Consider the following 23768-nt stretch of genomic DNA (forward strand, 5'->3'; position numbering starts at 1 on the left):
TCATGTCCACTGAATTGCCCGAATACTACTTTCGTGTCCGCGAGAATGGTGCGGCAGTCTTTCGGATCGACACCGAGAACCGCCAGCGCCGGATCGAGATGGACCAGATCGCGGTCATCAATATCCGCAACGGCGAGGTCAAACCACACGGGCAACGCACGCTGAGCGAGGCCGACAAGACCGAAATCGCGCGCTGGATGGACGAACGTAAGGCCCTGCTGGCCCAGCGCGACATCGACGACATCCATCGCGCAGTCGATTACCTGAACCTGACCACCCAGTGGGCGCAGTCCAAAGCGACGGACGAACAGCTGGAAGACGTCACCGACAGGCTTTTGATGGCAATGCACGATCTGCGCTCGGTCCTGGTGCGCAAAAAAGCGGACCGGATGGGGAAAGAGTAACGGCTATTCCGCCGGAACCCCAACCTCGCGCACGGAACGCATCCAGAACCGGGCCATCAACAGCACCGCCGCGCAGGCCAGTCCAAGCACAAGGCCCAGCCAGACGCCAATTCCGTCCATCCCGCGGATAAAGCCAAAGTAATAAGACGACGGAAGCCCCACGACCCAATAGCTGAGCGCCGCCATCAGCATCGGAATTTTCGCATCCTGCAAGCCGCGCAACAGCCCCAGCGCAATGACCTGAGCACCATCCACCAGTTGGAACAACGCGGCCATCGCCAGCAGCCCGGTACCGATCATCAGGATCTGCGCGCGCTGCGGGTCGTCCGCCTCCATGAACAGGGAAATCAGCGGCTCGGCGCAGGTCAGGAACAGGATGATCGTCAGCACGGACATAACCAGCGACATGGCAGTGACCGCGATTGCACCTTTCTCAAGGTGCGGGCGATCCCGACGGCCCAGCGCGTTGCCAGCCCGAATGGTCGCGGCGTTGGACAGGCCCAGATGCACCATGAAGGTGGCCGATGCCAGATTGAGCGCGATCCCGTGCGCGGCCAGAGGTACCTGCCCCAGCCAGCCCATCATGACAGCCGATGTGGCGAACAACGTCACCTCGGCCAAAGTCGTCAATCCGATGGGTACACCAAGGCGCAGAACGCTTCCGAACATCTCCCAATCGGGCCGCCAGAACCGGCGGAACAGGCTGTGTTCCGGCAGCACTTTCACGGCATAAATCACAACCGCCACCAGCGACACGACCTGCGTCACGATCGAGGCGATCGCCGCCCCCATGACCCCAAGCTCGGGCGCGCCCCAATTGCCGAAGATCAGCGCATAATTGGTCAGGCCGTTGACGACCGCTGCGACGACCGTGATCCAAAGAACGATCTGCGTCCGTTCCAGCGCCGCAAGGTAGGATTTCAGCACCATCACCAGCAGCGCCGGGAACAGACCCCATCCGGCCACACGCAAGTATTCCGCTGCGGTTTCAGCCACTTGCGGCTCTTGTTTCAAGGCGATCAGGATCGGGTGCGACCACCACAGCAGCGGCATCATCAGCGCCGCGTACAGTAGTGACAGCCACAGCCCCATCCGGGTCGAGCGGCGAATGCTGGTCTCATCCTCTTCGGCCGCAGCGGTGGCCACCATGGGCATGACGGCCCAGCCGAACCCGGCCCCGAACAGGAACAAAACAAAGTAATAGCTGCTGGCCAGCGTCACCGCCGCCAAAGCCTCGACCCCGTACCAGCCCAGCATGATCGTATCGGTCAAGCCGATGGCAAACTGCGCCAGATGTCCACCGACCAACGGCAGGCCCAGAACAGCAATGGCCTTGAAATGGGCCGGATATGTCATCACCTTGTTCATCCGACCAGCCATATGCCCGGCTTGACGCCGGGACAAGACCAGATCAAGCAAATTTCAAATTGAGACTAATCCGGCCTCTGCCTGCCATCGGTGCAACGCGAAACAGGGGGAACCTTCAGCGCGTCTCGGGGTGCAGGGCAGTACCCAGAATATGCTCGGACCGGTGGATGACGTGATGGGCCTGCCCGACGATCAGGGGATCGGGTTCGCCAACGATCTCATGATCCTTGCCGGGGTAGTCCAGCGTCGACAGGAAATGGCGCATACAGTTCAAACGCGCGCGTTTCTTGTCGTTCGATTTGACAATGGTCCAGGGCGCATCAGCGGTATCGGTGTAGAAAAACATCGCCTCTTTCGCCTCGGTATAGTCGTCCCATTTGTCCAGGCTTGCCTTATCGATGGGCGACAGCTTCCATTGCTTCAACGGATCGGTTTCGCGGCTTTTGAACCGGCGCTGTTGCTCGTCCTGCGTGACCGAGAACCAATATTTGTAAAACTGAATGCCCGAGCGGACCAGCATCCGCTCCAGATCCGGTGTCTGCCGCATGAATTCCAGATACTCGTTGGGCGTGCAGAACCCCATCACACGCTCGACACCTGCCCGGTTGTACCAGGATCTGTCGTAGAACACCATTTCGCCGACTGTCGGCAATTCCTGCACGTAGCGTTGGTAATACCACTGGCCCTTCTCTTCCCATGTCGGTTTGTTCAACGCGACCACGCGCGCCTGGCGCGGGTTCAGATGCTCCATGAACCGTTTAATCGTGCCGCCCTTGCCGGCGGCGTCGCGCCCTTCGAACAACAGGACAAAGCGCTGCCCTGTCTCTTGTGCCCAAAGCTGCACCTTCAGCAACTCGGCCTGTAACAGCGCCTTTTGCTTTTCATAGGCCGGACGGGCCATCTTGCGCCCATAGGGGTATTTCCCGCTTTCGAACGCCTTGCGGATTTCTTCCGGGCCGGGTGTTGAGTTTTGCGTGTTTTGGGGCGGAACCTGCTGGTTCGGAACGGATTTCAGATCGAGTTGAGCCACTGCGTCCATGCACATTTTCCTTTTTCACTATCCTGTAGAAGCCCTAGCAGAAACAGTGGAAATGCGCTTTGATTGGTATCAAACTGATGCCCGAAAGCGCCGATTGTTCCGAAGTCGCAGGAGTAAGAGTTGGACAGCAGCTTCACCGATCTGAACGGCCAGACATTTTTTGTCCGAACATGGGGCGGCAAGGGTAATCCTCCGTTGCTGATGCTGCACGGGTTTCCGGAATATGGCGGTGCGTGGGCCGATCTTGCCCCGTATCTGTCACATCACTTCCTCTGCGTCGCACCGGATCAGCGCGGATTCGGACAAAGCTGGGCGCCAGAAGGCGTTCGGCACTATGCGCTTTCAAAGCTGGTCGGTGACATGGCGGCGCTGATCGAACACCTGGGTGCACCAGTTGCCGTTTTTGGGCACGACTGGGGTGCATCGGTGGCCTACGGGTTGGCGATGTTCCGGCCTGATCTGGTCAGCCATCTGATCATCGCCAACGGTGTGCATCCGGTTCCGTTTCAGCGGGCCATGGCGGCGGGCGGCGCGCAATCCGAGGCTTCGCAATACATCAACCATCTGCGCGCGTCCGATGCCGTTCAAAAGCTGGCCGATAACCGCTTTGCCAGGCTAGAGCGGTTCTTCCGCCATGGTATGGGCCTTGACTGGCTGTCCGATGACCGGATGGAGGACTACCGGGCCGAGTGGGCGCGCCCCGGACGGCTGGAGGCGATGTTGAACTGGTACCGCGCCTCACCTCTGGTCGTGGCCAAACCGGGTGAACCGCTAACCAACCTGCCTGAATTGCCGCTGGACCGGCTTCATATCACCTGCCCCCATCTTTTGCTGTGGGGCCCAGAGGACAAGGCCCTGTTGCCCGAAACAACAGATGGGTTGGAGGACTTTGCACCAGACCTGACGCGGATCGCGATTCCGGGCACCGATCATTGGCTGCACCACCAGAACCCCAAAGCCGTGGCCGAGGCGATTCTGGGCTGGCTCGGACATCCCTCGTAAACCTTACCGATGCCCCCAATCGTCAGGATTATCCGAATTGTTGGGCGACAGGCCCAGCACATCGCCCTTGGTCGAGCAGCCCAGCCCCAGAACCGTGCGGTTTGCGTAAGAGAAATAGGCGCAGACCTGGTTGATCTCGAGGATCTCGCCATCGTCCCACCCGGCCTCCCGCAGGGCAATCACATCCGCCTCGACCATTTCCGCCGGAGCTTCGGTCAACTTTCGCGCATACCCCATCGCCGCAATCTGCGCCGCGTTCAGCGGCGCATCATCGGGACGACGCTGCTCGATCGCTGATCGGATCTTATCGCCACGCGCCGGGTCCTTCAGCAGCCTTTGCAAGCCGTTGAAATGATGCTCGACACAATAGCTGCATTGATTGAGCGAACTGACCCAGACACCAAGCGTCTCAAGAAACCACTTCGGCACCGTGTTGCCCGAATGATGCAGCACGTTTTTGTAGATCGCCATATGGCCTTCCATCGAATGTGGCCGCAGCGAATGCGCCATCATGATGTTGTCCACATTGTTGTCGGGCCCCGTGACCCGCTCGTAAAGGGTTCGTAGCTTCCCCGTGGCTTCGGCAAAGGGAATTGTTCTGATCCAGCTCATACGCGGCCTGCCCGTTTTGGAGAGTTTCAGGCAACATATAAACAACAGAACCCACGCCCGAGAAGAGCGTGTATCGCCTGAACATCCCTTCCAGCCCCCGGCGATCGCAAAACACGACTGAAATGTGTTTTTTCACACCTATGTCGTGTATTGTAGAGTTCTATTTGTTGAAAAAGTTGTACCGCGCGAGTTGGCAGAATGAAATTTGTCACGATTCTAGAAATAGATAACGACCCGCTTGGCTTTACGGATGTCACCGTCCTGAATTCCTTTCAGGTCGCCGTTATTGACGATGACGATATGCTGGAAGACCCCGATGCCGATGGCAGTCAGCAGTTGGATGTATCCAGCGTTCCGGGGTTCATCGGTGATTCAACAAACTTTCAGACCTTTGAAACCTATAGCGGAGACATTGGCGGATCGCCGGTCACATTCACGCTGATTCAGTTTTCCGACCCACAATACATCATTGTCACCTCAGGCAATGTGGATGTCGGCGACACGATCGAAAACACCAACAATTCGATCATTACCGCCCCGCCGGTGGATTATGACACCCTGCCCTCTTTCGTCTGCTTCACTGCCGGGTCGCTGATCCTGACCCCGTCCGGAGACAGGCCGATCGAGACCCTGCGCCCCGGCGACCCCGTGATCGTTGCGGATGGCAGCAGCCGCCCTGTCCGGTGGATCGGGCGGCGGCATCTGTCGGTGCGCGACCTGAGAAGACAACCGGAATTTTGCCCCATTCGCATCAGGGCCAACAGTTTTTCGCACGGCTGCCCGGCGCGCGACCTGCTGGTTTCGCCGCAACACCGGATCGTTGTCTCGTCATACAATGCTCAGCTGTATTTCGGCGACGACCTGATGCTGGCCCCGGCCAAGGGTCTTGTAACCGGCGACGCGATCTCTCAACTGCCGCCGGACCGGGACGTGGATTATGTTCATATCCTGTTCGACCAGCACGAACTTGTCCGTGTCGAAGGCGTCTGGTCCGAGACATTCTTTCCCGGCGACACAAGCCTTGACGCCATGACACGTGCCACCCGGCAAGAGCTTCTGGAACTGTTTCCCGAGCTCATGACGCCCAATGGTCCATTCAGCGAAACCGCCCTACCTGTCCTGAAACCGCATGAGGCGCGTTTGCTGCGGTCTGATCTGACCTCGCCCACCGGAACTCCCATTCCGCTTTAGCGTTTGAAAGGGACGGCACACCGTCGATCCAAGTTCGACGGTGATCGTAAGCAATTTCTCCACAACACCTCGTGGCCCTCTTCCCCCGAACCACATCCCCTGCCATAATGGGGGAAACTCAAAAGCAAGAGCAGCCCATATGCCCGACGATCTGTTGACGCCTGACGCGACCACTACCTATGACGCCTCGTCCATCGAGGTGCTGGAAGGTCTGGAACCGGTCCGCAAACGCCCCGGCATGTATATCGGCGGCACGGATGAGCGTGCGCTGCACCATATGGTGGCCGAAATCCTCGACAACTCGATGGACGAAGCGGTGGCGGGCCATGCCAACCGGATCGAGGTTGAGCTGCACGCAGATTACGCCCTGACCGTGCGCGATAACGGGCGCGGTATTCCCATCGACCCGCACCCCAAGTTCCCGGACAAATCCGCGCTTGAGGTGATCCTGTGCACCCTGCACGCGGGCGGCAAGTTCTCTGGCAAAGCGTACCAGACCTCGGGCGGTCTGCACGGTGTGGGTGCGTCGGTGGTGAACGCTCTGTCGGATTCGATGGTCGTGCAGGTGGCGCGCGACAAGACGCTGTTCGAACAACGGTTCTCGCGCGGTGTCCCTCTGGGCCCGGTCGAAAAGATCGGCGCGGCCCCCAACCGGCGCGGCACCACGGTGACGTTCCACGCAGATGCCGACATCTTCGGCCACCACCGGTTCAAGCCCGCAAGGCTGTTTAAATCGATCCGCTCTAAGGCCTACCTGTTCTCTGGCGTGGAAATCCGCTGGAAATCCGCCATCGACGACGGGGAAACGCCAACCGAGGCAACCTTCCACTTCCCCGGCGGACTGTCCGACTACCTCAAGGAGACGATGGACGGCTCGTCCACCTATGCCGAGCAACCTTTCGCGGGTACTGTGGACTTCAACGAGAAATTCGGCACCCCCGGCAAGGTCGAATGGGCGATCAACTGGACGCCCTCGCGCGACGGGTTCATCCAGTCCTACTGTAACACCGTCCCCACGCCCGAAGGCGGCACCCATGTGGCCGGGTTCTGGGCTGCGATCCTGAAGGGGATCAAGGCGTATGGAGAGCTGATCAACAACAAGAAAGCCGCACAGATCACCCGCGATGACCTGATCACCGGCGGCTGTGCGCTGGTGTCGTGCTTCATCCGCGAGCCCGAGTTCGTGGGTCAGACCAAAGACCGTCTGGCCACGGTCGAGGCGCAACGGCTGGTCGAAAACTCGGTCCGCGACCATTTCGATAACTGGCTGGCGGCTGACACGAAATCCGCCGGCGCCATTCTCGACTTCCTGATACTGAGAGCCGAAGAACGTCTACGCCGACGGGCCGAGAAGGAAACACAACGCAAGTCCGCCACTAAGAAACTTCGTCTTCCCGGCAAGCTGGTGGACTGTTCTAGTTCAACACGCGACGGCACGGAATTATTCATTGTCGAGGGCGACTCGGCGGGCGGGTCCGCCAAAATGGGCCGCGACCGCAAAACACAGGCCCTTCTGCCCCTGCGCGGTAAAATCCTGAACGTGCTGGGTGCGGCCAGTTCGAAACTTGGTACGAACGCCGAGATCAACGACCTGACCCAAGCGCTGGGTGTGGGGCTTGGCACCAAGTTCAACGTCGACGACCTGCGCTATGACAAGGTCATCATCATGACCGACGCGGATGTGGACGGGGCGCACATCGCCTCGCTGCTGATGACTTTCTTCTTCACCCAGATGCGCCCCATGATCGACGCGGGCCATTTGTATCTGGCCTGCCCGCCTTTGTACCGCCTGACGCAGGGCGCCAAACGCGTCTATTGTCTGGACGAGGCCGAGCGTGACGAGTGGCTTGAGAAAGGTCTGGGCGGCAAGGGCAAGATCGACGTCTCGCGCTTCAAGGGTCTTGGCGAAATGGACGCCAAGGACCTGAAAGAGACCACAATGGACCCGGCATCCCGCAAACTGATCCGCGTCACGATTGATGAGGATGAACCCGGCGAAACCGGCGACCTGGTCGAGCGCCTGATGGGCAAGAAGCCCGAACTGCGGTTCCAATATATTCAGGAGAATGCGCGGTTTGTGGAGGAGTTGGATGTTTAATACTTAAAAAGCACTTTTCAGGAGGCGTAATTGTACCTTATGTACGCTGACGAAGCGGACCAAGATGGTCAACGAGAGTTTCTCGTTTACGCTTCCGTTTTCTTTCCCGCAAAAAACCTTCTTAACATTTCTAACAGAGTATCCCAGCTTCGTGGCAAACACGGCTTCCGCAATGGGGATAGTTTGAAGTTCTCAACCGGCACCAAGCCCGACGATGTAAGCCGGGAACAACACACGGCGATTAAGGCAGAAATCCTACGCCTTGCCGTCAAAAACGATTGCAAAGCCTGCTGTTATGTCATTCCCCATGCTATTGCGAAAGGAAAGCCGCACGAGGACCGACTAAAATTTGCTGTGAACACACTACTCATCAAGTTTGACCAATTTCTTAAGGAAAGTGGTAGCATCCCTGGTTCTGCGCACTTCGACCACACTGAAGACTACAATCAGAATAAGTTTCTGAGAGAAATCTCAGAGTTGGGTGTTCAAAGTGAAGCCGGCACACGAAAGAAGTTAGATCGCGTAATTGCAGTTGGAACTACGCAAAACGGCATGTCCCACCTAAACTCTGTCACCGACATAGTAGTAGGATCTTTTCGTTGGGTGATTAATGAACCGGAGAAAGACAAAGTAGGTGCTAAGCTACTTGCGCAACTATCTGGATTGCTTTGGGGGAAGACGAACGACAAAGGTGTCCTAAACGTGCGCGAACGCGGGCTTGTAGTGCGCCCCAAAACGATTAAGTCGCAAAAATACAAAGCTGATATTGATGCCTTCCTAGCGAGACTAAACAAATACCAGCAAGCGTAGGATGGGTGCTTGCACCCATCACTTGGCAAATCTACCGTTCAATGATGGGTGTAAACACCCATCCTACAATCGCCGCGCCTTTTGATCGCGGGCTGGTTGGGCGCGTGCTTGGTTCAAAGCATCAAGCATTGGACGGGCAGCGCAGCACATCTCCACAACGCGTAGGCCGGGCTTCAGCCCGGCACACCGCAACCCCCTTGCCTAACCCGTTGATCCCCTTCACACTTACCCTCAACCCGTCATCCAAGAACGACATTTGAGGCTCCGGGCGTCCAAGACCCAATTTGACCACGAACAGATTTTCGAACGGGAGGACGACATGAAAACACTAACCCTCGGGCTGGCCTTTGGCCTGCTGGCCTCGGCAGCCGCCGCGCAGCAGATGCTCAGCACCGCTTCTCCGATCCCGGATGGGGCCGAGACCCGGTTTTGCTATTACGAAGGCATGGCCTATTCGATGGACTCGTTCATCGTGATCAGCGGTGACAATACCGTCACACCCACCGTCAACACGCGTGAGGAACGGCTGCTGCGTTGCGTCCCCAGCGAGGCCGGGCCGATGCATTGGAAGCCGCAAAGCACGTTTCAGGTCAGCAAGTAACGCCTGTTAGACGGCCAGTCCGATCAGGGCGACGCCGCCCGCCATCAGGACGGCTGCGCCCAGACGGCGGAGCCAGTTGCCCTCGTGCAGGAAGATGAACCCGATCAAGGCGGCGAAGATGACGGATGTTTCGCGCAGGGCCGAGACCGCGCCCAGCGGGGCGAAGTTCTTGGCATAAAGCACCAGACCATAGGCCGTCATCGACACCAGCCCGCCAAGGATGCCGATCATCCAGACCTTGGCGGGCAGTGCCGCCAGCGTGTCCCGCTTTCGCACCCCTACGAACCCCGCGATGAACAGGTGCAGAAATGCGCCCCAGGCCCAGTAGCTGAGCGTATTGCCCGACAGCCGCACGCCGATCCCATCGACCACCGAATAGATCGAGATGCAGAACCCGGTGCCCAGCGCAAAGCCCAGCGCGCTGCGCCCGACGCCGGAGCGCAGGGCGCTCCAACTGCTGAGTTGGATGCCCAGCGCGATCAGGGCGATCCCGGCCCAGGCTTGCAGGGGCAGAACCTCGCCCACCAGCAGCATGGCCCAGAGCGACACCAGCGCGGGCACGATGCCGCGCGCGATGGGGTAAACGACGCTGAGGTCGCCGTGCTGGTAGGCTTTGCCCAGCATGAAGTAATAGCCGAAATGCACGACGGTTGAGAGGGCGATGTAGATGAAGCTCTCGGCGCTCGGCAGCGGCAGCAGCAGGATCATCACCGAGGCCGGAATGACGTGCCCAAACGCCACAAGGCCCAGCGTCGTGGTCCGGTCAGCGGCGGTTTTGACGATGGCGTTCCAGACCGCGTGCAGCAAAGCCGCCGTGAGAATGATGAGGATGACAAACAGGGTCACGCCTGAACCTTCCGCGCTGAGTATTGGCCCTGATTGGGTCAATCGCGGAGTTTGCACAGCGTTTGGGCGATCTCAATACGGGATGTGTGGCCTAACCCAGCTTTTCCTGCAGCCAATTGGCGATTTGTGCGGCTGGACGCTCCCACCCCGGCTCCATAAACAGGAAATGCGCGTGGTTTTCGACCGGCAGGAAAGTCGCGCGGTCTCCATACAGTTTCGCCAGCGCCCGGCAGGTGTTGGGGTTCACAGCCCGATCCTCGGTGCCGGAAACGATCAGTACCGGGCAGTCGACCTTGTCGATATCGACCTTCATGGCGTGGTGGTCATCGAACATCCAGAAGAACATCTCGAACATCACCCGCCCGCTTTCCGCGCCCAATCGGTCGAACACCTCGTGTTGTTGTGCCTCGGGCATCTTGTTCAGCGCGAAGGGGGCCATCAGGTCGAATTCGACCCGCATGGGCTGTTTCCAGAACGCCCCACCCTCCATCAACGCGCGCGGGACGGCGCGTTCGTCGTCGGTTTCGGGCAACGTTCCCCAGGCGGCATTTGGGTTTATCAGGACAATCGCGCTGGCCAAGCCGCGCGCGGCCACCTGCTGCGCCACGACGCCCGCGATCGCGTGGCCCAGAAGGACGGGTTTGCTGTCCAATCCCTGAACGAACTCGGCAATGTCATCGGCATAATCCGTGACACTGGCATCGGTCAGGCCCGGATCCGGTTCAGCCTTCGGGTCACCGCCGTGATAGCGCAGCGCAGGGGTGTGGACGGTCCAGCCGCGATCACGGAAGAAACCTGCGTAATCTTCCATACACCATGGGCCTGCAAACGCGCCGTGGATCAGAACGATGTGTTTGGTCATGAAAATCTCCCACCTCAGCGCGTCCAGTATGAGCATCCTGTAAAACGAAACAACTGCGCGTGATCGCTGTTGCGTGAGGGGGTGGACCACTTAAACTCAGCCCCATGACATTTGTGACCGAAAACCAGTTGCCACTGCTCATCCTGTTCTTTCTGATCGGATCGGTCGGAACAGGCTTTCTGTTCCGCAAGCCAGCGGGGCACCGGGCTTGGAAACTGGCTGATCTGGTCTGGGTCGTGTTGGGCGGCATCGGGGCCTTGGTGGCAGTTCTGGCGGGTCTTTATACGGCGGATAGCTCTCGGTTGGATCGGCAGATTGACGTGGCATTTGCGGCCTCATCAGCCTTTGACCGCGACGCTGCGCGGTTCCGGTTGCGGTTCTGTGACCCCGCCTATGACCCGGATACAGGCGTTCTGTGCGAGAAGGTCGAGTTTCTGTCGGCCTCAACCGCCAGCAACGCAGATCTGCCCCTGTTCATCGAAGTCACGAACGAGGTCGCCCCGCTGCAAGGGCTGCATTTCCTGTTCGGTCGGGACGACAAGGACGAGATGGAGCAGATGGCCGCCAAGGCCGATGCGTTCGATATCGACCAGTTTCTGGTCTTCACTTCGATGGATGACGAAACGCAAACCGCCATCGACAACATGCGCCGCAAGGTGCCCGCGATTGCCGGAGATTATCTGATCCTGGCCCAAAGCTATGACGACCTGATCGAGCAGGTCAGCAAGCTGAAAGACGAATGGGAATATCTGCAAGCCAACGCGCATATTCTGGTCCTGCAGATCGTCGCCCTATGTCTGGTCAGTTTCGCAGCACCTTTCCGGTTGGGGAAATCCATTGTCGAGCTGCGCACGACCCTTATCGCCGATACGCCTGCGCCAGCTGTTCCGGATCGGCCCCAAGAAGATACCGGGCCAGAGTCCACAGATTCCGAGCACCCCGCCGCAGCCAGCCCGCCCGCTCATAGCGTTCCGCACTCGTAACGGCGTGTGCGTCCAACAACGTGATCCGCGGCAGGGCGCGGGCAAGGGCGACGTCTTCCATCAACGGTTGATCTTTGTATTCGCCGACCCGCAGGTACATCTCGCGCGGGACCAGCATCCCCTGATCGCCATACGGAAGGCTGAACAGGCGACTGCGCAGGTTGGCCCAACCGGCGACCCAACGCGGGGCGAACCCCTTGGCCCGAAACGCCAACCGAAACGCCCCCGGCGATTTGGACGCCAAATGATCCGCCACAGGTTTTGTCCACCCCGGATCCAACACCGTATCTGCATGCAAAACCAACACCCAATCGCCCTTGGCCAGCGCGCAGCCGCGCCTGAGCTGCCCCCCGCGCGAGGCAGGTCCTTCGACAACCTCGGCCCCGGCTTCCTCAGCTATATTCAAGGTCTGGTCGGTGGATCCGCCATCGCTGATGATCAGTTCGCGGATCAAACCGGCGTGCAGCCCCTCCATCAAGGCCTGAAGGCAGGCGGGCAACGCGGTTTCAGCGTTCAGCGTGGGGATCACGATGCTGATCGGGGCGGGCACGGCGGATAACCTCTGGTCTTGGCAGCGGAACTTCCTATATCACGAGGCCAAGGCAAATGACGAGGACCCTGCCATGCCCAATCGCCGCATCCTGCGCCTGACCGGCTCGGACACCGAGAGCTTTTTGCAGGACCTGATCACCAACGATATCGGCGGGCTGGACACTGGGCTGGTTTATGCGGCGCTGCTGACCTCGCAGGGCAAGTATCTGGCGGACTTCTTCCTGAAGCGTGACGGCGATGCTGTGCTGCTGGACGTGGCCGAGGACATGGCGGATGGGCTGGCCAAGCGGCTGGGCATGTACAAGCTGCGGGCGGATGTGACAATCGAACCGTCAGGCCTGAACCTGCAACACGGTACCGGGCCTGCACCGGACGGCGCCCTGCCCGATCCGCGCCATGCCGATATGGGCTGGCGCGCATACTCTGACAGCCCCGAAAACGATGACGGTACCGATTGGGACGCGATCCGCGTGCGCCACTGTATCCCCGAAAGCGGGGTGGAATTGACACCGGACAGCTACATTCTGGAATCCGGGTTCGAGGGTCTGAACGGCGTGGATTTCAAAAAGGGCTGTTATGTCGGTCAGGAAGTCACCGCCCGCATGAAGCACAAAACCGAACTGCGTAAGGGGCTGCGCCGCGTCCGGATCACTGGCGATGCGTCCGCCGGGACCGAGATCACTGCCAATGGCAAACCGGTGGGCACCCTGTTCACCCGATCCGGCGACCACGCCATTGCCTATCTGCGCTTTGACCGCGCAAGCGGGCCGATGCAAGCCGCAGACGCTTCCGTCACTCTGGCGGATTGATCCGACGCTGTTGCCGATCCGTTACGCTTGGGTTGCTATGCACACCCTGCCGGTTTGACGTAACACTTCCCACTGTCACAGTACGGGCAACGGAACCACCCGGATGCCCGCATGCTACAGCTTTACCTCGCGATTTGGCGCGCCAGTGCCGGACGGCAGATCATCCTGATCGTGCTGTCCTTGGCCGTTGCGGCGCTGGCAGCCGTACCCCTTGAGTTTCAGCGCGACATCATCAACCACCTGACCTCGGACGATGTAGGAACCGAGCGCTTGATCCTGCTGGGTCTGGGCATGATGGGGGTCATCCTGCTGAGCCTCGGGCTAAAATGGGTTTTGGGCTACCGCGCGGGCACTCTGGGCGAAGACCTCATTCGCATGATCCGACAACGGCTGCTTTGGCGCTCGACCGATTTGAACGAATCCGGTGAAACAGTCCGCAAGGGCGCGATGAGCACGGCCATCTCGGCCGAGGCCGAAGAGTTGGGTAAATTCGCAGGCGGTGCGTTCTCGGACCCTGTGGTGCAGATCGGCACATTGATCAGCGTGATCGGCTATATCTCGTCCACCCAGCCGGGGCTTGGGATGATCGCGTTTTCGATGATTGTGCCGCAGATCATCATTGTCCTGCTGTCCCAGCGCAAAGTGAATGTCTTCGTCGCCCGGCGCGTACAAATTCTGCGCAGTGCCACCGACAGCCTGACGGTCGAAGACCTTGAGGCCGTCGAAAAAGACATCGATGCGATGTTCGACGATATCTACGAAACCCGGCGAAGGATGTTCCTGTGGAAACTGTCCGCCAAGTTCCTGCTGAGCGTCATCAACGGCGCGGGCACGGTCGGGGTGCTGATGCTGGGCGGCTGGCTGGTTCTGCAGGGCAGAACCGATGTGGGCACCGTGGTCGCCGCCGTCAGCGGGCTGGGACGCATCCAGGGGCCCACGGCCTTTCTGATCGCTTTCTACCGGCAGGTCAGCGCCAACCGCATCAAATACGAACTGATGCTAGAGCTTTTCGGCCCGGACCCGACCCGCTATCGGCGGATGCACAGAAAATAGAAAACCGCGCGGGCGGGTGCCAGCGCGGTCTCTTGGTCCACGAACGCAGCGTTACGCGCGTTCGGAATATTCCATGGATTCGGTGTTCACGATGATCATCTCATCCTGCCCGATGAAAGGCGGCACCATGACCTTGACGCCATTGTCCAGAATCGCCGGTTTGAACGAGTTCGCAGCGGTCTGACCTTTGACCACCGGCTCGGTCTCGACGATCTTGCAGGTCACTTTTTGCGGCAGCGTGGCGTTCAGCGCCTCGCTTTCGTAGAATTCGACCACGATGGTCATGCCGTCCTGCAGAAACGGGCGGCGTTCGCCCAGCAGATCAGCAGGCAGTTCGATCTGCTCATAGGTCTCGGCATCCATGAACACCAGCATCCCGTCGGACTCATAAAGGAACTGCTGATCCTTCTGCTCCAGACGCACACGTTCGACCTTGTCCGCCGAGCGGAACCGTTCGTTCAGCTTCGATCCGTTGCGCAGGTTGCGCAGCTCGACCTGGGCAAAAGCGCCGCCTTTACCGGGCTTTACGTGATCCACTTTCACAGCCGCCCACAGCCCGTCGTTATGCTCAAGCACGTTGCCGGGGCGAATTTCGTTCCCATTTATCTTGGGCATGACATAAATCCTTCACAAACGGTTGATGCGTCAGTTGCGGTCCCTATATCTGGCAGGACCAACCCTGACAAGACAACGAGACCTAGTGCTGCACTTGCAGCAAGCCATGCACATGACGCAACGCAACTATGCATTTTAGGTGTATCCGAATCGCACCTAATAGGTCATAAGGACCGTCACGCCGAAAATGCAAGAGCAAGAACAACAAGGAAGACGAGATGAGAGATTTCGTTGACGGCACTGCCTTTAACAACGAGCAAGGCAATCGTGCACGCAAACTTTTCGCGGCCGTTGTGTTGGCTGCACTTGATGACGCTATCGCCGATGACAAGAAATACGGCAATGGCCCCGAACAGATCGCCCGCTGGGCACGCTCGCGCGATGGGCGCGAGGTGCTGTCCTGCGCCGGTATCGACCCGAATGAGCGGGTTGTCAGCGGACTGATGGAGTTCGTTGGCCGTGGCGTGCGGACCTCGGTCGCGCTGTCGCGTGAAGAAAGCGAGCGTCGCAATGCCGCTCAGCAGGCCGAAGCTGCCTAGACACCGGGCGACTTCCCTTTGAAAAAGCGCGCTCCGCCAACAGGGGCGCGCTTTTCTGTTGCGGGGTCAGAAAAACAGTAACCACTGCCGCAACACCCAGACCTCGGCCATCAGCAGCAGGGCAAAGAACAGCTTTGCCGTGATGGACAGGTCGCGCTGCCACAAGGCGACATAGGCCAACAGGCAGATCATGGCGGATACAGGGGCCACCCACAGCGCATGATGGGCACTGTCCCAATAGCTGACCGGGCTGTGAAAGACCCAATCGCTGATCGGCCAGAACTGAGGCCGCCCGTCGCCCGCGTGCAGGAAAAAATCCATCACCAGATGCAGCAGTCCCGCGGAAGCGGCCACCGTCAGAAACGACCAGCCCCGCCACAACCCCAACGCCAAAGCCAACCCCCACAGAATGAATGAGTTGTCGATGGCAAAGACCGTTTGCCAAGCGGGCGAGAAGTAAAGTTCGTCAAACACCACCTGTGGCGGGATGCCCAGGATATACAGCGACGTCCCCGCCATCAGATACAGGGACAGATCCGGCAGCAGTGATCCCAACACCGCCGCCCAAAGGATGCGCCCCCGTGCGGGCCGCGCAAAGGCGGCAGCACCGATCAAAAGATGCGCTGGCGTGTTCATCCGGGGCTTTCCCTTTGGCCTTAAATCAGGTCATCTGCGCGACAAGGTATAGGAGACGACCATGGTTCGCGCCATCATGATTCAGGGCACCGGCAGCAATGTCGGAAAATCGGTATTGGTGGCCGGGTTGGCGCGCGCTTATACGCGACGTAGGCTGCGGGTGGCTCCGTTCAAACCTCAGAACATGTCCAACAACGCCGCCGTGACCGAAAACGGGGGCGAGATCGGGCGCGCTCAGGCCCTGCAGGCGTGGGCTGCGAACCGTCCGACGCATACGGATATGAACCCGATCCTGTTGAAGCCTGAAACCGACACCGGCGCGCAGATCATCGTTCAGGGCCAGCGCGCAGGCACGATGAAGGCCGGGGATTACCGCAAGGACAAATCCAAACTGCTGGGGGCCGCGCTGGAAAGCTTCGACAGGCTGTGCAGCGACGCAGATCTGGTGCTGATCGAAGGCGCGGGCAGCCCGGCGGAAACCAACCTGCGCAAAGGCGACATTGCCAATATGGGCTTTGCCTGCGCAGCCGGTGTGCCGGTGGTGCTGGTTGGAGACATTCATCGGGGCGGTGTAATCGCGCAGATCGTTGGTACTCAGGCCGTGCTGGACCCCGGCGATCTTGAGATGATCAAGGGCTTTGCCGTGAACCGGTTCAAGGGCGACGTGTCGCTGTTTGATGAGGGCCGCGACGATATAGCCGCGCGCACGGGCTGGCCCTGTCTGGGCGTGGTGCCATGGTTTCACGATGCGTGGAAGCTGCCCGCCGAGGATATGATGGACATCCGCTCACACACCGGCGGGGCGTGCAAGGTCGTTGTGCCTCAGCTTGAGCGCATGGCCAATTTCGACGATCTGGACCCGCTGTCTGCCGAACCCGGTGTGAGCGTCGAGATCATCCCCGCAGGCCGCCCCCTGCCCGGCGATGCCGACCTTGTGTTGCTGCCGGGCAGCAAATCCACCATTGGCGATCTGACCTATTTCCGGGCGCAAGGCTGGGATATTGACCTTCTCGCCCATGTACGCCGCGGCGGGCATGTTCTTGGCCTGTGCGGCGGCTATCAGATGCTGGGCAGAACAATCTCGGACCCCGACGGGGTGGACGGTCGGCCGGGCAAGGTTGAAGGGCTGGGCCTGCTGGATGTGGACACTGTCATGGCCGGAAAAAAGCATGTCACGCTGACCGAAGCCTGCGCCCTGCCCAATCGCGAACCGGTCAGCGGGTACGAGATTCATATGGGTGAAACGGAAGGCCCGGATTGTGCGCGGGCCTGGCTGGAGGTTGAGGGCCGCCCCGAAGGCGCAGCCAGCGCCAATGGGCGCATTCTGGGCAGCTATCTGCACGGCATATTTTCATCCGACGCGTTTCGGGCGCAGTTTCTGGCAAAACTGGGTGTGAAATCGGAAACCGCCTATGAGGATGGTGTCGAGCAAACGCTGGATGATCTGGCCGATCACCTAGAGCAGAACATGAACCTTGATTTACTGCTGGACCTTGCGCAGCCGCCGCAGCGGGGCTGAGCGGCTATTCCAGCTCCTGCGCTGCCAGCGCCCGGTGAATCTCGCGCCGGACCATCTTGCGCACATTGCGGGTGATCCGCTCGCCCAGCACGCCCTGAAGCTCTTGCCGGACAACTTCGGCAATCATGTCACGCAGCGCGTCTTCGTCGATGGCCACGTCGCGCGCGGGCACAGCGTCTTCGGCCATCGGTTCAGCCACAGGCATGACTTCGGGCGAACGAATGAAGGTGGCCGGTTGCGGTTCTTCCTGCTCGGGCTCGGCCGCTGCAACTGTGTCCTCAACGTCTGTTGCCTGCTCTACAGGCACATCCTCTGGCTCGGGCTCTTCGAACCCTGAATCCGTGGTCCAGGCGAGGCCCTGAGTCGGTGTCCCCGAATAGGCATCGTCACTGTCGCCATCGGGTTCCCACTGATCCTCGGTCCGGGCGATCGCAGCCTCCAGCGCTTCGATCTTCGCGCTCAGGCTGGTTGCGGGGTCTTCGGTGGCCTCAGGCTCTGGCGTGGCCTCTTCCTGACGAGGCGCATCGCTATTGGCCGCCGCGTCGGCCTTCACGATGTCACAGGCGCGCAGCAGCATTGGTTTCGCCGATTCCTCGGCGCTGTATTTCGGTTCCAGCTTCAGCGGGGGCTGTTCAACCTGAGCGGGTTTTGAGATTCGCAACGCCTCGGTCAGCACCAGACGCCCGGGCTTGCGCGCGCCCGAGGACGGGGCTTTGCGCCCCTCTTCGCTGACCAGACGTTTGACCGAAGACAAAACGTCTTCGATCCCGGCTTTTACGACATTGTCCGTCATTTTGCTCTACCGCTCTTTCCTCAGGCCCGAGTGTAGCCAATCCTGTCAGAGCGAACAACAGATAGTATTGCCCGTCAGTCCCGACGCAACGCTTTGAGGACGCGATCCAGGTCTTTGCTCTGTTTGCTGACCTGTGCAGGGGCTTTCTTGACCAGATTATAATACAGCGTCGGGTCATAGATCTGCACCGCCAGACCCAGACGTTCCGCCGTCAACAGGCCCTGAGCCTGCAACAGCTGATAGGCAGCGCGCGAACGCTCGGTGCGCGAGGCGACCTCGTTCAGCTGCGCATCCAGCAAATCCTGCTGCGCGTTCAGAACGTCCAGCGTGGTCCGTGCGCCCAGGGTTGCCTCTTCGCGAATCCCGTCAAAGGCGACCTGCGAGGCGCGTACCTGCTCGGTCGATGCCCGCAGGCTGGCCGAAGCGGCCTGAAAGTTTGCATAGGCTTCGGACACGCCCTGCGTGATGTCCTTTTGCACGTTCAGAAGGTTCGCGCGCGACGCATCGCGGGTGGCCATCGCCCGGCGCACCGATGCCGCCAGACGTCCGCCGGCATAGATCGGCTGGTTGAAGTTCAGCGAGACACTCGCATTTTCGGTGTCATCGTCATTGTCATAGCTTTCCGTAATGCCCGCATCGGCATTCAGCGTGACGTTCGGCCCCAGATTCGCCCGCTGCTGCTGGACCTGCAAATCAAGCGCACGCACTTCGTGCTGGGCCGCAAGAATGGCCGGATGGTTGCGGCGCGCGAACGAGATCGCCTCGGACTCGGACCGGGGCAGTGACGGAAGGCTGGGCTGACCAGCGGTCGCCCCCGGTAGTTTGCCGACGGCATTTACATATTCCGCCTGCGCCGTGCTCAGGTTACCGCGTGCAACTGCCAGATCGGCCTGGGAACTGGCCAGCTGTGCCTCGGACAGGGCGACGTCCGTGCGCGTGACTTCACCCACTTCGAAACGGTCCCGCGAGGCCCGAAGTTCCTCGGCCGACACATCGACGTCATTCACCTGAATCTGCACGGTTTCTTCCTGCAGAACGACGTTGAGATAAGCGTTTGCTGCGCGGAACAGAATGGCCTGCTCGACATCGATCAGGCTTTGGCGCGTGGACAACACGATTTCCTGCGCGGATTGCTTACCGAGAATCGAGAACCCGCCATCATAGATCAACTGGGCCAGCGTGAGGCCGGTAAAGAATGTCGAAGGCTCGTTCCGGACCACTATACCGCTAGTCGTTGTCCGCGTGTAATCCTGCGAAACGCGCACTGTCCAGTTGATGATCGGACGCAGCGCGGACACCGCAATGGCAACATCTTCATCAGCGGCACGCAACAGCGCGCGGTTCTGTTCAAGAAGACCGCTGGTGTTATACGCCCCGATAAAGGCATCGGTCAGGTTGTCCGCCCATGCCAGGCGTACAGGCATAACGCTAAGGGCAAGACCAGCGGTCACCGCCAAGGCCCTGACCAGCTTACCAGTTGCCGTTCCACGCATCACCAAATCCTCTCAAATCAAAATTACACTGCCCTGCGGGAAGTTTGCGTTGCCGTTTTCAACTAATCAAGGTGGCAGAAAAAACCACCGCCCGACTATAGCGAAAATGCACACTCGACTGAAAAACTGTCCAGTGTCGGCGCACTGGCGTTGAAAGCGTCGCGCCAGCTGACCCGGTCACCAGCCTTGCGCCCGATCCGAACGACGCCCAGACCATCCTGCACAAACAGACAGGCGATGCGCCCGTTGTCTTTCAACTGACCCAGCAGAGCGTCCGGCACCTGCTGCACGCCGCCCTGTATCATGATCACGTCGTAAGGCCCGTGTTCCTCGGCCCCTTGCTCCAGCGGGCCGACATGCACCACGGCATTGTCTGCGTCCGCCTCTGTCAGGGCATCCTGCGCTTCTGCGGCCAGCGCTTCATCGCTTTCAACAGCAACCACCAGTTCGGCCATGCGCGCGGCAACGGCGGTGGAATATCCCAGCCCCGGCGCGATATCCAAAACTGCCTCATCTTTGCAAATATTTACGGCGTCCAGCATCTTGGCCAGAGTCCGAGGCTCCAGCATGCTGCGCCCGTCCCCCAGATCGATTATGCCTTCCACATAGGCTGCCTCGCGCTGCGCATCCGGCACGAAATTCTCACGCGGGACGGTCAGCATGGCATCGATGATCGGGAATTTCGTGACATCAGAGGGCCGAATCTGCGTATCGACCATAGTGCGGCGTCGGGTTGCGAAATCTGTCATGTGATCTCTCGTCTGAATTCCCACGTTTTTTTGGCTTTTGCCACATCCCGCAGCAACCGGCAACGGCCCTGTTGCCACAGCCCGGACCGTGCGACAGGTTTGTGATCCGGCCCAGATCAGCATTTCCCGCCTCAGGCGCCAAAATTACACGCAATCCTCTGGACGCCCCATAAGAAAGCTGCTAAAACGCCTGTCACACCACGGCAAGTATTTGATTTTACTTGAAAAGGCGAGTTGGCGGAGTGGTGACGCAGCGGATTGCAAATCCGTGTACACCGGTTCGATTCCGGTACTCGCCTCCACTTCCTTCAATACCTTCACCTCGCGACGCAAAGACGAAAGCGCGCCCCTCTTAGGAATCGCGCCCCGCCGGGATAACCTCATAACCCGGTTCTTCAGGTTCATCGTCCTGCATTTCAGGTGGAAAGCCGGGCGCGCGGATGTCGAGGCCGGTGGCGTCTTCCAGGCGTTTGATGATGTTGGGCGACAGTTCGCGTTCGCCGTAGCGTGCGATGCCGTCCTCGAAGATCTTGATCATGATCGGGTTGATCTCAAGCGGGACACCCGCGCGGTCGGCGACGTCCTGAAACAGGCCGATATCCTTTTTGACAAGGTCCATGGTAAAGGAAATATCGCGCGAGCCGTTCAGGATGACCTGGCTTTCGGTCTCATGCACAAATGAGGTGCCAGACGAGATCTTGATCGCCTCATAGGTCGTGTTCAGGTCCATCCCGGCGGCTTTGGCGGTCACCAGCGCTTCGGCGCAGGTGATCAGGTTGGCGGTGGCCAGATAGTTGGTCAGAACTTTCAGAACCGAGGCCGAGCCGAGTTCGCCGGTATGCAACACCCGACGGCCCATCGTTGTCAGGAAGGGCAGGATTCGCTCAAAAGTATCCCGGTCGCAACCCGCGAAGATCGAGATATTGCCGGTTGCCGCCCGGTGGCATCCGCCGGAAACGGGGCAATCAACCGCCGCCCCGCCCCGTTCGATGACCATGGCACCCAGCCGCTTGGCCTCGGCCTCGTCGGTGGTGGACATTTCCATCCAAATTTTGCCGGGGCCGACCTCGGGCAACATCTCCTGCATCACCGCGTCCGAGGCGGCAGGCGATGGCAGGCAGGTGATCACCGCGTCGCAATCGTGCATCAGCTGGGCCGGGCTTTCGGCGGCCTTTGCGCCCTTTTCGACGAATTCTTCCACCAGGTCTGCATTCAGGTCATGGACCGTCAGGTCGATCCCGTTGCGCAGCAACGAGCCCGAGAGTTTTCCGCCCACATTTCCAAGTCCGATGAACCCAACTTTCATTATTCGCGTCTCCCTGCGTGTTTTCCGGTATGCGACCATGTCGCGGGCACCGCGTCATGCCGCCCAGCGACGCTGGCAGGTCGCTTTTCATCCTAGCCACGCGATGGTGGTCGCATCGCGCTTGACAACCTGCCCACACGTGCCGCATGTCCCTGTCGTTGGTGTCGGCGACAGCCGATGAAAAGGGAATGCGTCAACGGTTTATCCGCCAAACGCAGCCGCCCCCGCGACCGTGACCGGAGAGGGTGCCCAATGCCACTGGCCTGCCAGGCCGGGAAGGCGGGACATCCGACAGAGGAGCCAGACGAACCGGGCCTCTGACATCCGCAAGCCGGGAGACCTGCCAGCACCCGAAGTTGAAACCGGGCGGGGTGTTCCGGTGTCGGGTCCATGTGCATCGCGTGGCCCGCATGAAACCCCGTCCCCCGCGAAGAGGATTTGGGGGGATGAGAGACATGACCGAGACTGCGCCGGTCGAGCTGCTGGTTTGCACCACGTGCCGCCGGGGTCTGCCCATCGAGGATGATGACCAGCGCCCTGGCACATTGCTGCACAAAGCGCTGGAACAGGCGGACCTGCCCGAGGGCGTCACGCTGAAAGCCGTCGAATGCCTGTCGAACTGCGATCAGGGCTGTTCCATCGTGCTGCGCGGCGGGCCGGATCGCTGGACCTTTGTGTACGAGAACCTCAATGAAACCGATCACGTTGACGTCATCGTCGACGGAGCGACCAAGTATCTGGCCACCGAGGACGGCTTGGTCAAATGGCGCGAGCGCCCCGAACATTTCCGCAAGAACTGCGCCTCGCGCATTCCCCCGATTGGAGCCCTGAAATGAGCAATCTCGAAAAACTCCCCGTCACTGTGATCACCGGCTTTCTGGGCTCGGGCAAGACCACGCTGGTCAAGCATCTGATGCAGAACCCGCAGGGCAAGCGTCTGGCCGTGGTGGTCAACGAGTTCGGCGATGTGGGCGTTGATGGCGACATCCTGAAATCCTGCGCCATCCCGGATTGCCCGGCGGAAAACATCATGGAACTGGCCAATGGCTGCATCTGCTGCACCGTGGCCGATGATTTCATCCCCACGATCGAGGCGCTGATGGCGCTGGAGCCGCGCCCGGATCACATCCTGATCGAAACCTCGGGCCTCGCCCTGCCGAAACCGCTGCTCAAGGCGTTCGACTGGCCCGATATCCGGTCGAAAATCACCGTGGATGGCGTGATCGCTCTGGCCGATGCCGAGGCTGTGGCCGCAGGTCGTTTTGCCCCGAATGTTGAAGCGGTGGATGCCCAGCGGCTGGCCGATGACTCGATCGACCACGAAACGCCCCTGTCCGAGGTGTTCGAGGATCAGATCTCCTGCGCCGACATCATCCTGCTGACCAAGCCCGATCTGGCCGGTCCTGAGGGTGTGGCGAAAGCCAAAGAGGTCATCGCTGCCGAAGCCCCGCGCCCCCTGCCCGTGGTTGAAGTGGCCGAAGGTGCCGTGGACGTGCGCGTCGTGCTGGGCCTTGAGGCCGCCGCCGAAGATGACATGGACGCGCGCCCCTCGCATCACGACGGCCACCATGACCACGAGCATGACGATTTCGAAAGCATCATCGTCGAGTTGCCGGAACAGACCGATCCCGCCGATCTGGTAGCCAAGATCGAACGTCTGGCCAAGGAACTGAACATCCTGCGCGTCAAAGGCTATGCCGCCGTTCAGGGCAAACCCATGCGTCTGCTTGTGCAGGCCGTTGGCGCGCGCGTCCGCCACCAGTATGACCGCCCGTGGGAGCCCGGCGAGGACCGTCGCTCACGTCTGGTCGTGATTGCCGAGCATGACGACATCAAAGAGGCCGCGATCCGCGATATCCTCGTAGGCGTCACCGAGGCCGCCGAGTAA

At 60.0% G+C, this 23768-nt stretch carries 24 protein-coding genes, 1 tRNA gene, 1 pseudogene and 1 riboswitch; of the genes and pseudogenes, 14 read left to right on the forward strand and 12 right to left on the reverse strand.

Annotated elements, in window-relative coordinates:
- Positions 1–2: 2 nt before the first annotated feature.
- On the forward strand, positions 3–404 hold the full coding sequence (locus tag ACR0LW_RS04490; protein ID WP_170622045.1) for a hypothetical protein: 402 nt from the start codon (positions 3–5) through the stop codon (positions 402–404).
- Positions 405–407: 3 nt separating this feature from the next.
- On the opposite strand, the gene ACR0LW_RS04495 is transcribed toward ACR0LW_RS04490, so the two are convergent.
- Together ACR0LW_RS04495 and ppk2 are read right to left on the reverse strand one after the other, a co-directional pair.
- The gene (locus ACR0LW_RS04495) at positions 408–1772 is read right to left on the reverse strand and encodes an MATE family efflux transporter (RefSeq protein ID WP_170452993.1); all 1365 of its coding nucleotides are present in this window, start codon (positions 1770–1772) and stop codon (positions 408–410) included.
- A gap of 115 nt (positions 1773–1887) precedes the next feature.
- Positions 1888–2811, reverse strand: a complete 924-nt coding sequence (ppk2, locus tag ACR0LW_RS04500) for a polyphosphate kinase 2 (protein ID WP_170449603.1) — start codon at positions 2809–2811, stop codon at positions 1888–1890.
- A gap of 120 nt (positions 2812–2931) precedes the next feature.
- On the opposite strand from ppk2, the gene ACR0LW_RS04505 reads away from it, so the two are divergent.
- Complete coding sequence (locus ACR0LW_RS04505; protein WP_480881691.1) at positions 2932–3813, forward strand: alpha/beta fold hydrolase; 882 nt, start codon at positions 2932–2934, stop codon at positions 3811–3813.
- A 3-nt stretch (positions 3814–3816) separates the two neighbouring features.
- Here the strand turns inward: ACR0LW_RS04505 and ACR0LW_RS04510 are convergent, their stop codons facing one another.
- Positions 3817–4425: a peroxidase-related enzyme gene (locus ACR0LW_RS04510; RefSeq protein ID WP_170628458.1), complete on the reverse strand. Its 609-nt coding sequence runs from the start codon at positions 4423–4425 to the stop codon at positions 3817–3819.
- A 198-nt stretch (positions 4426–4623) separates the two neighbouring features.
- Here ACR0LW_RS04510 and ACR0LW_RS04515 point away from each other — a divergent pair, with 198 nt between their 5' ends.
- From ACR0LW_RS04515 to ACR0LW_RS04530, 4 genes are all read left to right on the forward strand, one after another.
- Entirely contained in the window at positions 4624–5616 is a 993-nt protein-coding gene (locus ACR0LW_RS04515; RefSeq protein ID WP_480881692.1) for a Hint domain-containing protein, read from the forward strand.
- A gap of 139 nt (positions 5617–5755) precedes the next feature.
- On the forward strand, positions 5756–7714 hold the full coding sequence (gene parE / locus ACR0LW_RS04520; RefSeq protein WP_480881694.1) for a DNA topoisomerase IV subunit B: 1959 nt from the start codon (positions 5756–5758) through the stop codon (positions 7712–7714).
- Positions 7715–7753: 39 nt separating this feature from the next.
- Positions 7754–8524, forward strand: a complete 771-nt coding sequence (locus ACR0LW_RS04525; RefSeq protein WP_480881696.1) for a hypothetical protein — start codon at positions 7754–7756, stop codon at positions 8522–8524.
- Between the two features lie 319 nt (positions 8525–8843).
- Complete coding sequence (locus ACR0LW_RS04530) at positions 8844–9125, forward strand: hypothetical protein (RefSeq protein ID WP_170519658.1); 282 nt, start codon at positions 8844–8846, stop codon at positions 9123–9125.
- A 6-nt stretch (positions 9126–9131) separates the two neighbouring features.
- Here ACR0LW_RS04530 and ACR0LW_RS04535 read toward each other — a convergent pair whose 3' ends face one another.
- Both ACR0LW_RS04535 and ACR0LW_RS04540 read right to left on the reverse strand, forming a co-directional pair.
- Positions 9132–9971 carry an EamA family transporter gene (locus ACR0LW_RS04535; RefSeq protein WP_480881699.1) on the reverse strand — a complete coding sequence of 280 codons (840 nt, stop codon included), beginning with the start codon at positions 9969–9971 and terminating at the stop codon, positions 9132–9134.
- A gap of 91 nt (positions 9972–10062) precedes the next feature.
- Positions 10063–10833, reverse strand: coding sequence for an alpha/beta hydrolase (locus ACR0LW_RS04540; protein ID WP_480881701.1), 771 nt, complete (start codon positions 10831–10833; stop codon positions 10063–10065).
- 104 nt (positions 10834–10937) lie between these two features.
- On the opposite strand from ACR0LW_RS04540, the pseudogene ACR0LW_RS04545 reads away from it, so the two are divergent.
- A pseudogene (locus ACR0LW_RS04545) lies at positions 10938–11684 on the forward strand (hypothetical protein); the annotation flags it as partial.
- A gap of 7 nt (positions 11685–11691) precedes the next feature.
- On the opposite strand, the gene ACR0LW_RS04550 reads toward ACR0LW_RS04545, so the two are convergent.
- Positions 11692–12366: a TIGR04283 family arsenosugar biosynthesis glycosyltransferase gene (locus ACR0LW_RS04550; RefSeq protein WP_170628447.1), complete on the reverse strand. Its 675-nt coding sequence runs from the start codon at positions 12364–12366 to the stop codon at positions 11692–11694.
- Positions 12367–12439: 73 nt separating this feature from the next.
- Between ACR0LW_RS04550 and ygfZ the strand changes: the two genes are divergently transcribed.
- Positions 12440–13177, forward strand: a complete 738-nt coding sequence (gene ygfZ, locus ACR0LW_RS04555; protein WP_480881756.1) for a CAF17-like 4Fe-4S cluster assembly/insertion protein YgfZ — start codon at positions 12440–12442, stop codon at positions 13175–13177.
- A gap of 111 nt (positions 13178–13288) precedes the next feature.
- On the forward strand, positions 13289–14230 hold the full coding sequence (locus ACR0LW_RS04560; protein ID WP_170735215.1) for an ABC transporter transmembrane domain-containing protein: 942 nt from the start codon (positions 13289–13291) through the stop codon (positions 14228–14230).
- Positions 14231–14281: 51 nt separating this feature from the next.
- On the opposite strand, the gene efp is transcribed toward ACR0LW_RS04560, so the two are convergent.
- Positions 14282–14845 (reverse strand): elongation factor P, encoded by a 564-nt coding sequence (gene efp, locus ACR0LW_RS04565; protein ID WP_170449576.1) that lies wholly within the window; start codon positions 14843–14845, stop codon positions 14282–14284.
- A 218-nt stretch (positions 14846–15063) separates the two neighbouring features.
- Here efp and ACR0LW_RS04570 point away from each other — a divergent pair, with 218 nt between their 5' ends.
- Entirely contained in the window at positions 15064–15384 is a 321-nt protein-coding gene (locus ACR0LW_RS04570; protein ID WP_037310273.1) for a DUF6280 family protein, read from the forward strand.
- A gap of 66 nt (positions 15385–15450) precedes the next feature.
- On the opposite strand, the gene ACR0LW_RS04575 is transcribed toward ACR0LW_RS04570, so the two are convergent.
- Positions 15451–16020 (reverse strand): cobalamin biosynthesis protein CobQ, encoded by a 570-nt coding sequence (locus tag ACR0LW_RS04575; RefSeq protein WP_480872283.1) that lies wholly within the window; start codon positions 16018–16020, stop codon positions 15451–15453.
- Between the two features lie 61 nt (positions 16021–16081).
- Between ACR0LW_RS04575 and ACR0LW_RS04580 the strand changes: the two genes are divergently transcribed.
- Positions 16082–17539: a cobyric acid synthase gene (locus tag ACR0LW_RS04580; protein ID WP_480881704.1), complete on the forward strand. Its 1458-nt coding sequence runs from the start codon at positions 16082–16084 to the stop codon at positions 17537–17539.
- A gap of 4 nt (positions 17540–17543) precedes the next feature.
- On the opposite strand, the gene ACR0LW_RS04585 is transcribed toward ACR0LW_RS04580, so the two are convergent.
- The 3 genes from ACR0LW_RS04585 to ACR0LW_RS04595 form a co-directional block, all read right to left on the reverse strand.
- The gene (locus ACR0LW_RS04585; RefSeq protein ID WP_480881706.1) at positions 17544–18332 is read right to left on the reverse strand and encodes a hypothetical protein; all 789 of its coding nucleotides are present in this window, start codon (positions 18330–18332) and stop codon (positions 17544–17546) included.
- Between the two features lie 74 nt (positions 18333–18406).
- On the reverse strand, positions 18407–19825 hold the full coding sequence (locus tag ACR0LW_RS04590) for a TolC family outer membrane protein (RefSeq protein ID WP_170449564.1): 1419 nt from the start codon (positions 19823–19825) through the stop codon (positions 18407–18409).
- Positions 19826–19920: 95 nt separating this feature from the next.
- Positions 19921–20574, reverse strand: a complete 654-nt coding sequence (locus tag ACR0LW_RS04595; protein ID WP_170449561.1) for a protein-L-isoaspartate O-methyltransferase family protein — start codon at positions 20572–20574, stop codon at positions 19921–19923.
- Between the two features lie 228 nt (positions 20575–20802).
- Here ACR0LW_RS04595 and ACR0LW_RS04600 point away from each other — a divergent pair.
- Positions 20803–20876: transfer RNA gene (locus tag ACR0LW_RS04600), tRNA-Cys, on the forward strand.
- Positions 20877–20926: 50 nt separating this feature from the next.
- On the opposite strand, the gene ACR0LW_RS04605 is transcribed toward ACR0LW_RS04600, so the two are convergent.
- Positions 20927–21919 (reverse strand): NAD(P)-dependent oxidoreductase, encoded by a 993-nt coding sequence (locus ACR0LW_RS04605; protein WP_480881708.1) that lies wholly within the window; start codon positions 21917–21919, stop codon positions 20927–20929.
- Between the two features lie 103 nt (positions 21920–22022).
- A riboswitch (cobalamin riboswitch) is annotated at positions 22023–22242 on the forward strand.
- Positions 22243–22335: 93 nt separating this feature from the next.
- On the opposite strand from ACR0LW_RS04605, the gene ACR0LW_RS04610 reads away from it, so the two are divergent.
- Both ACR0LW_RS04610 and cobW read left to right on the forward strand, forming a co-directional pair.
- Entirely contained in the window at positions 22336–22716 is a 381-nt protein-coding gene (locus ACR0LW_RS04610; protein WP_170735228.1) for a DUF1636 domain-containing protein, read from the forward strand.
- Entirely contained in the window at positions 22713–23768 is a 1056-nt protein-coding gene (cobW, locus tag ACR0LW_RS04615) for a cobalamin biosynthesis protein CobW (RefSeq protein WP_480881710.1), read from the forward strand. The genes ACR0LW_RS04610 and cobW overlap by 4 nt, the downstream gene beginning before the upstream one ends.

The sequence above is a fragment of the Ruegeria sp. N4 genome (assembly GCF_056531425.1).

Coding starts and splice junctions, on each gene's coding strand:
- ACR0LW_RS04490 (WP_170622045.1), top strand. CDS start 3: ATGTCCACTGAATTGCCCGAATACTACTTTCGTGTCCGCGAGAATGGT.
- ACR0LW_RS04495 (WP_170452993.1), bottom strand. CDS start 1,772: ATGAACAAGGTGATGACATATCCGGCCCATTTCAAGGCCATTGCTGTT.
- ppk2 (WP_170449603.1), bottom strand. CDS start 2,811: ATGGACGCAGTGGCTCAACTCGATCTGAAATCCGTTCCGAACCAGCAG.
- ACR0LW_RS04510 (WP_170628458.1), bottom strand. CDS start 4,425: ATGAGCTGGATCAGAACAATTCCCTTTGCCGAAGCCACGGGGAAGCTA.
- ACR0LW_RS04515 (WP_480881692.1), top strand. CDS start 4,624: ATGAAATTTGTCACGATTCTAGAAATAGATAACGACCCGCTTGGCTTT.
- parE (WP_480881694.1), top strand. CDS start 5,756: ATGCCCGACGATCTGTTGACGCCTGACGCGACCACTACCTATGACGCC.
- ACR0LW_RS04525 (WP_480881696.1), top strand. CDS start 7,754: ATGTACGCTGACGAAGCGGACCAAGATGGTCAACGAGAGTTTCTCGTT.
- ACR0LW_RS04530 (WP_170519658.1), top strand. CDS start 8,844: ATGAAAACACTAACCCTCGGGCTGGCCTTTGGCCTGCTGGCCTCGGCA.
- ACR0LW_RS04540 (WP_480881701.1), bottom strand. CDS start 10,833: ATGACCAAACACATCGTTCTGATCCACGGCGCGTTTGCAGGCCCATGG.
- ygfZ (WP_480881756.1), top strand. CDS start 12,440: ATGCCCAATCGCCGCATCCTGCGCCTGACCGGCTCGGACACCGAGAGC.
- ACR0LW_RS04560 (WP_170735215.1), top strand. CDS start 13,289: ATGCTACAGCTTTACCTCGCGATTTGGCGCGCCAGTGCCGGACGGCAG.
- efp (WP_170449576.1), bottom strand. CDS start 14,845: ATGCCCAAGATAAATGGGAACGAAATTCGCCCCGGCAACGTGCTTGAG.
- ACR0LW_RS04570 (WP_037310273.1), top strand. CDS start 15,064: ATGAGAGATTTCGTTGACGGCACTGCCTTTAACAACGAGCAAGGCAAT.
- ACR0LW_RS04575 (WP_480872283.1), bottom strand. CDS start 16,020: ATGAACACGCCAGCGCATCTTTTGATCGGTGCTGCCGCCTTTGCGCGG.
- ACR0LW_RS04580 (WP_480881704.1), top strand. CDS start 16,082: ATGGTTCGCGCCATCATGATTCAGGGCACCGGCAGCAATGTCGGAAAA.
- ACR0LW_RS04585 (WP_480881706.1), bottom strand. CDS start 18,332: ATGACGGACAATGTCGTAAAAGCCGGGATCGAAGACGTTTTGTCTTCG.
- ACR0LW_RS04590 (WP_170449564.1), bottom strand. CDS start 19,825: ATGCGTGGAACGGCAACTGGTAAGCTGGTCAGGGCCTTGGCGGTGACC.
- ACR0LW_RS04595 (WP_170449561.1), bottom strand. CDS start 20,574: ATGACAGATTTCGCAACCCGACGCCGCACTATGGTCGATACGCAGATT.
- ACR0LW_RS04605 (WP_480881708.1), bottom strand. CDS start 21,919: ATGGTCGCATACCGGAAAACACGCAGGGAGACGCGAATAATGAAAGTT.
- ACR0LW_RS04610 (WP_170735228.1), top strand. CDS start 22,336: ATGACCGAGACTGCGCCGGTCGAGCTGCTGGTTTGCACCACGTGCCGC.
- cobW (WP_480881710.1), top strand. CDS start 22,713: ATGAGCAATCTCGAAAAACTCCCCGTCACTGTGATCACCGGCTTTCTG.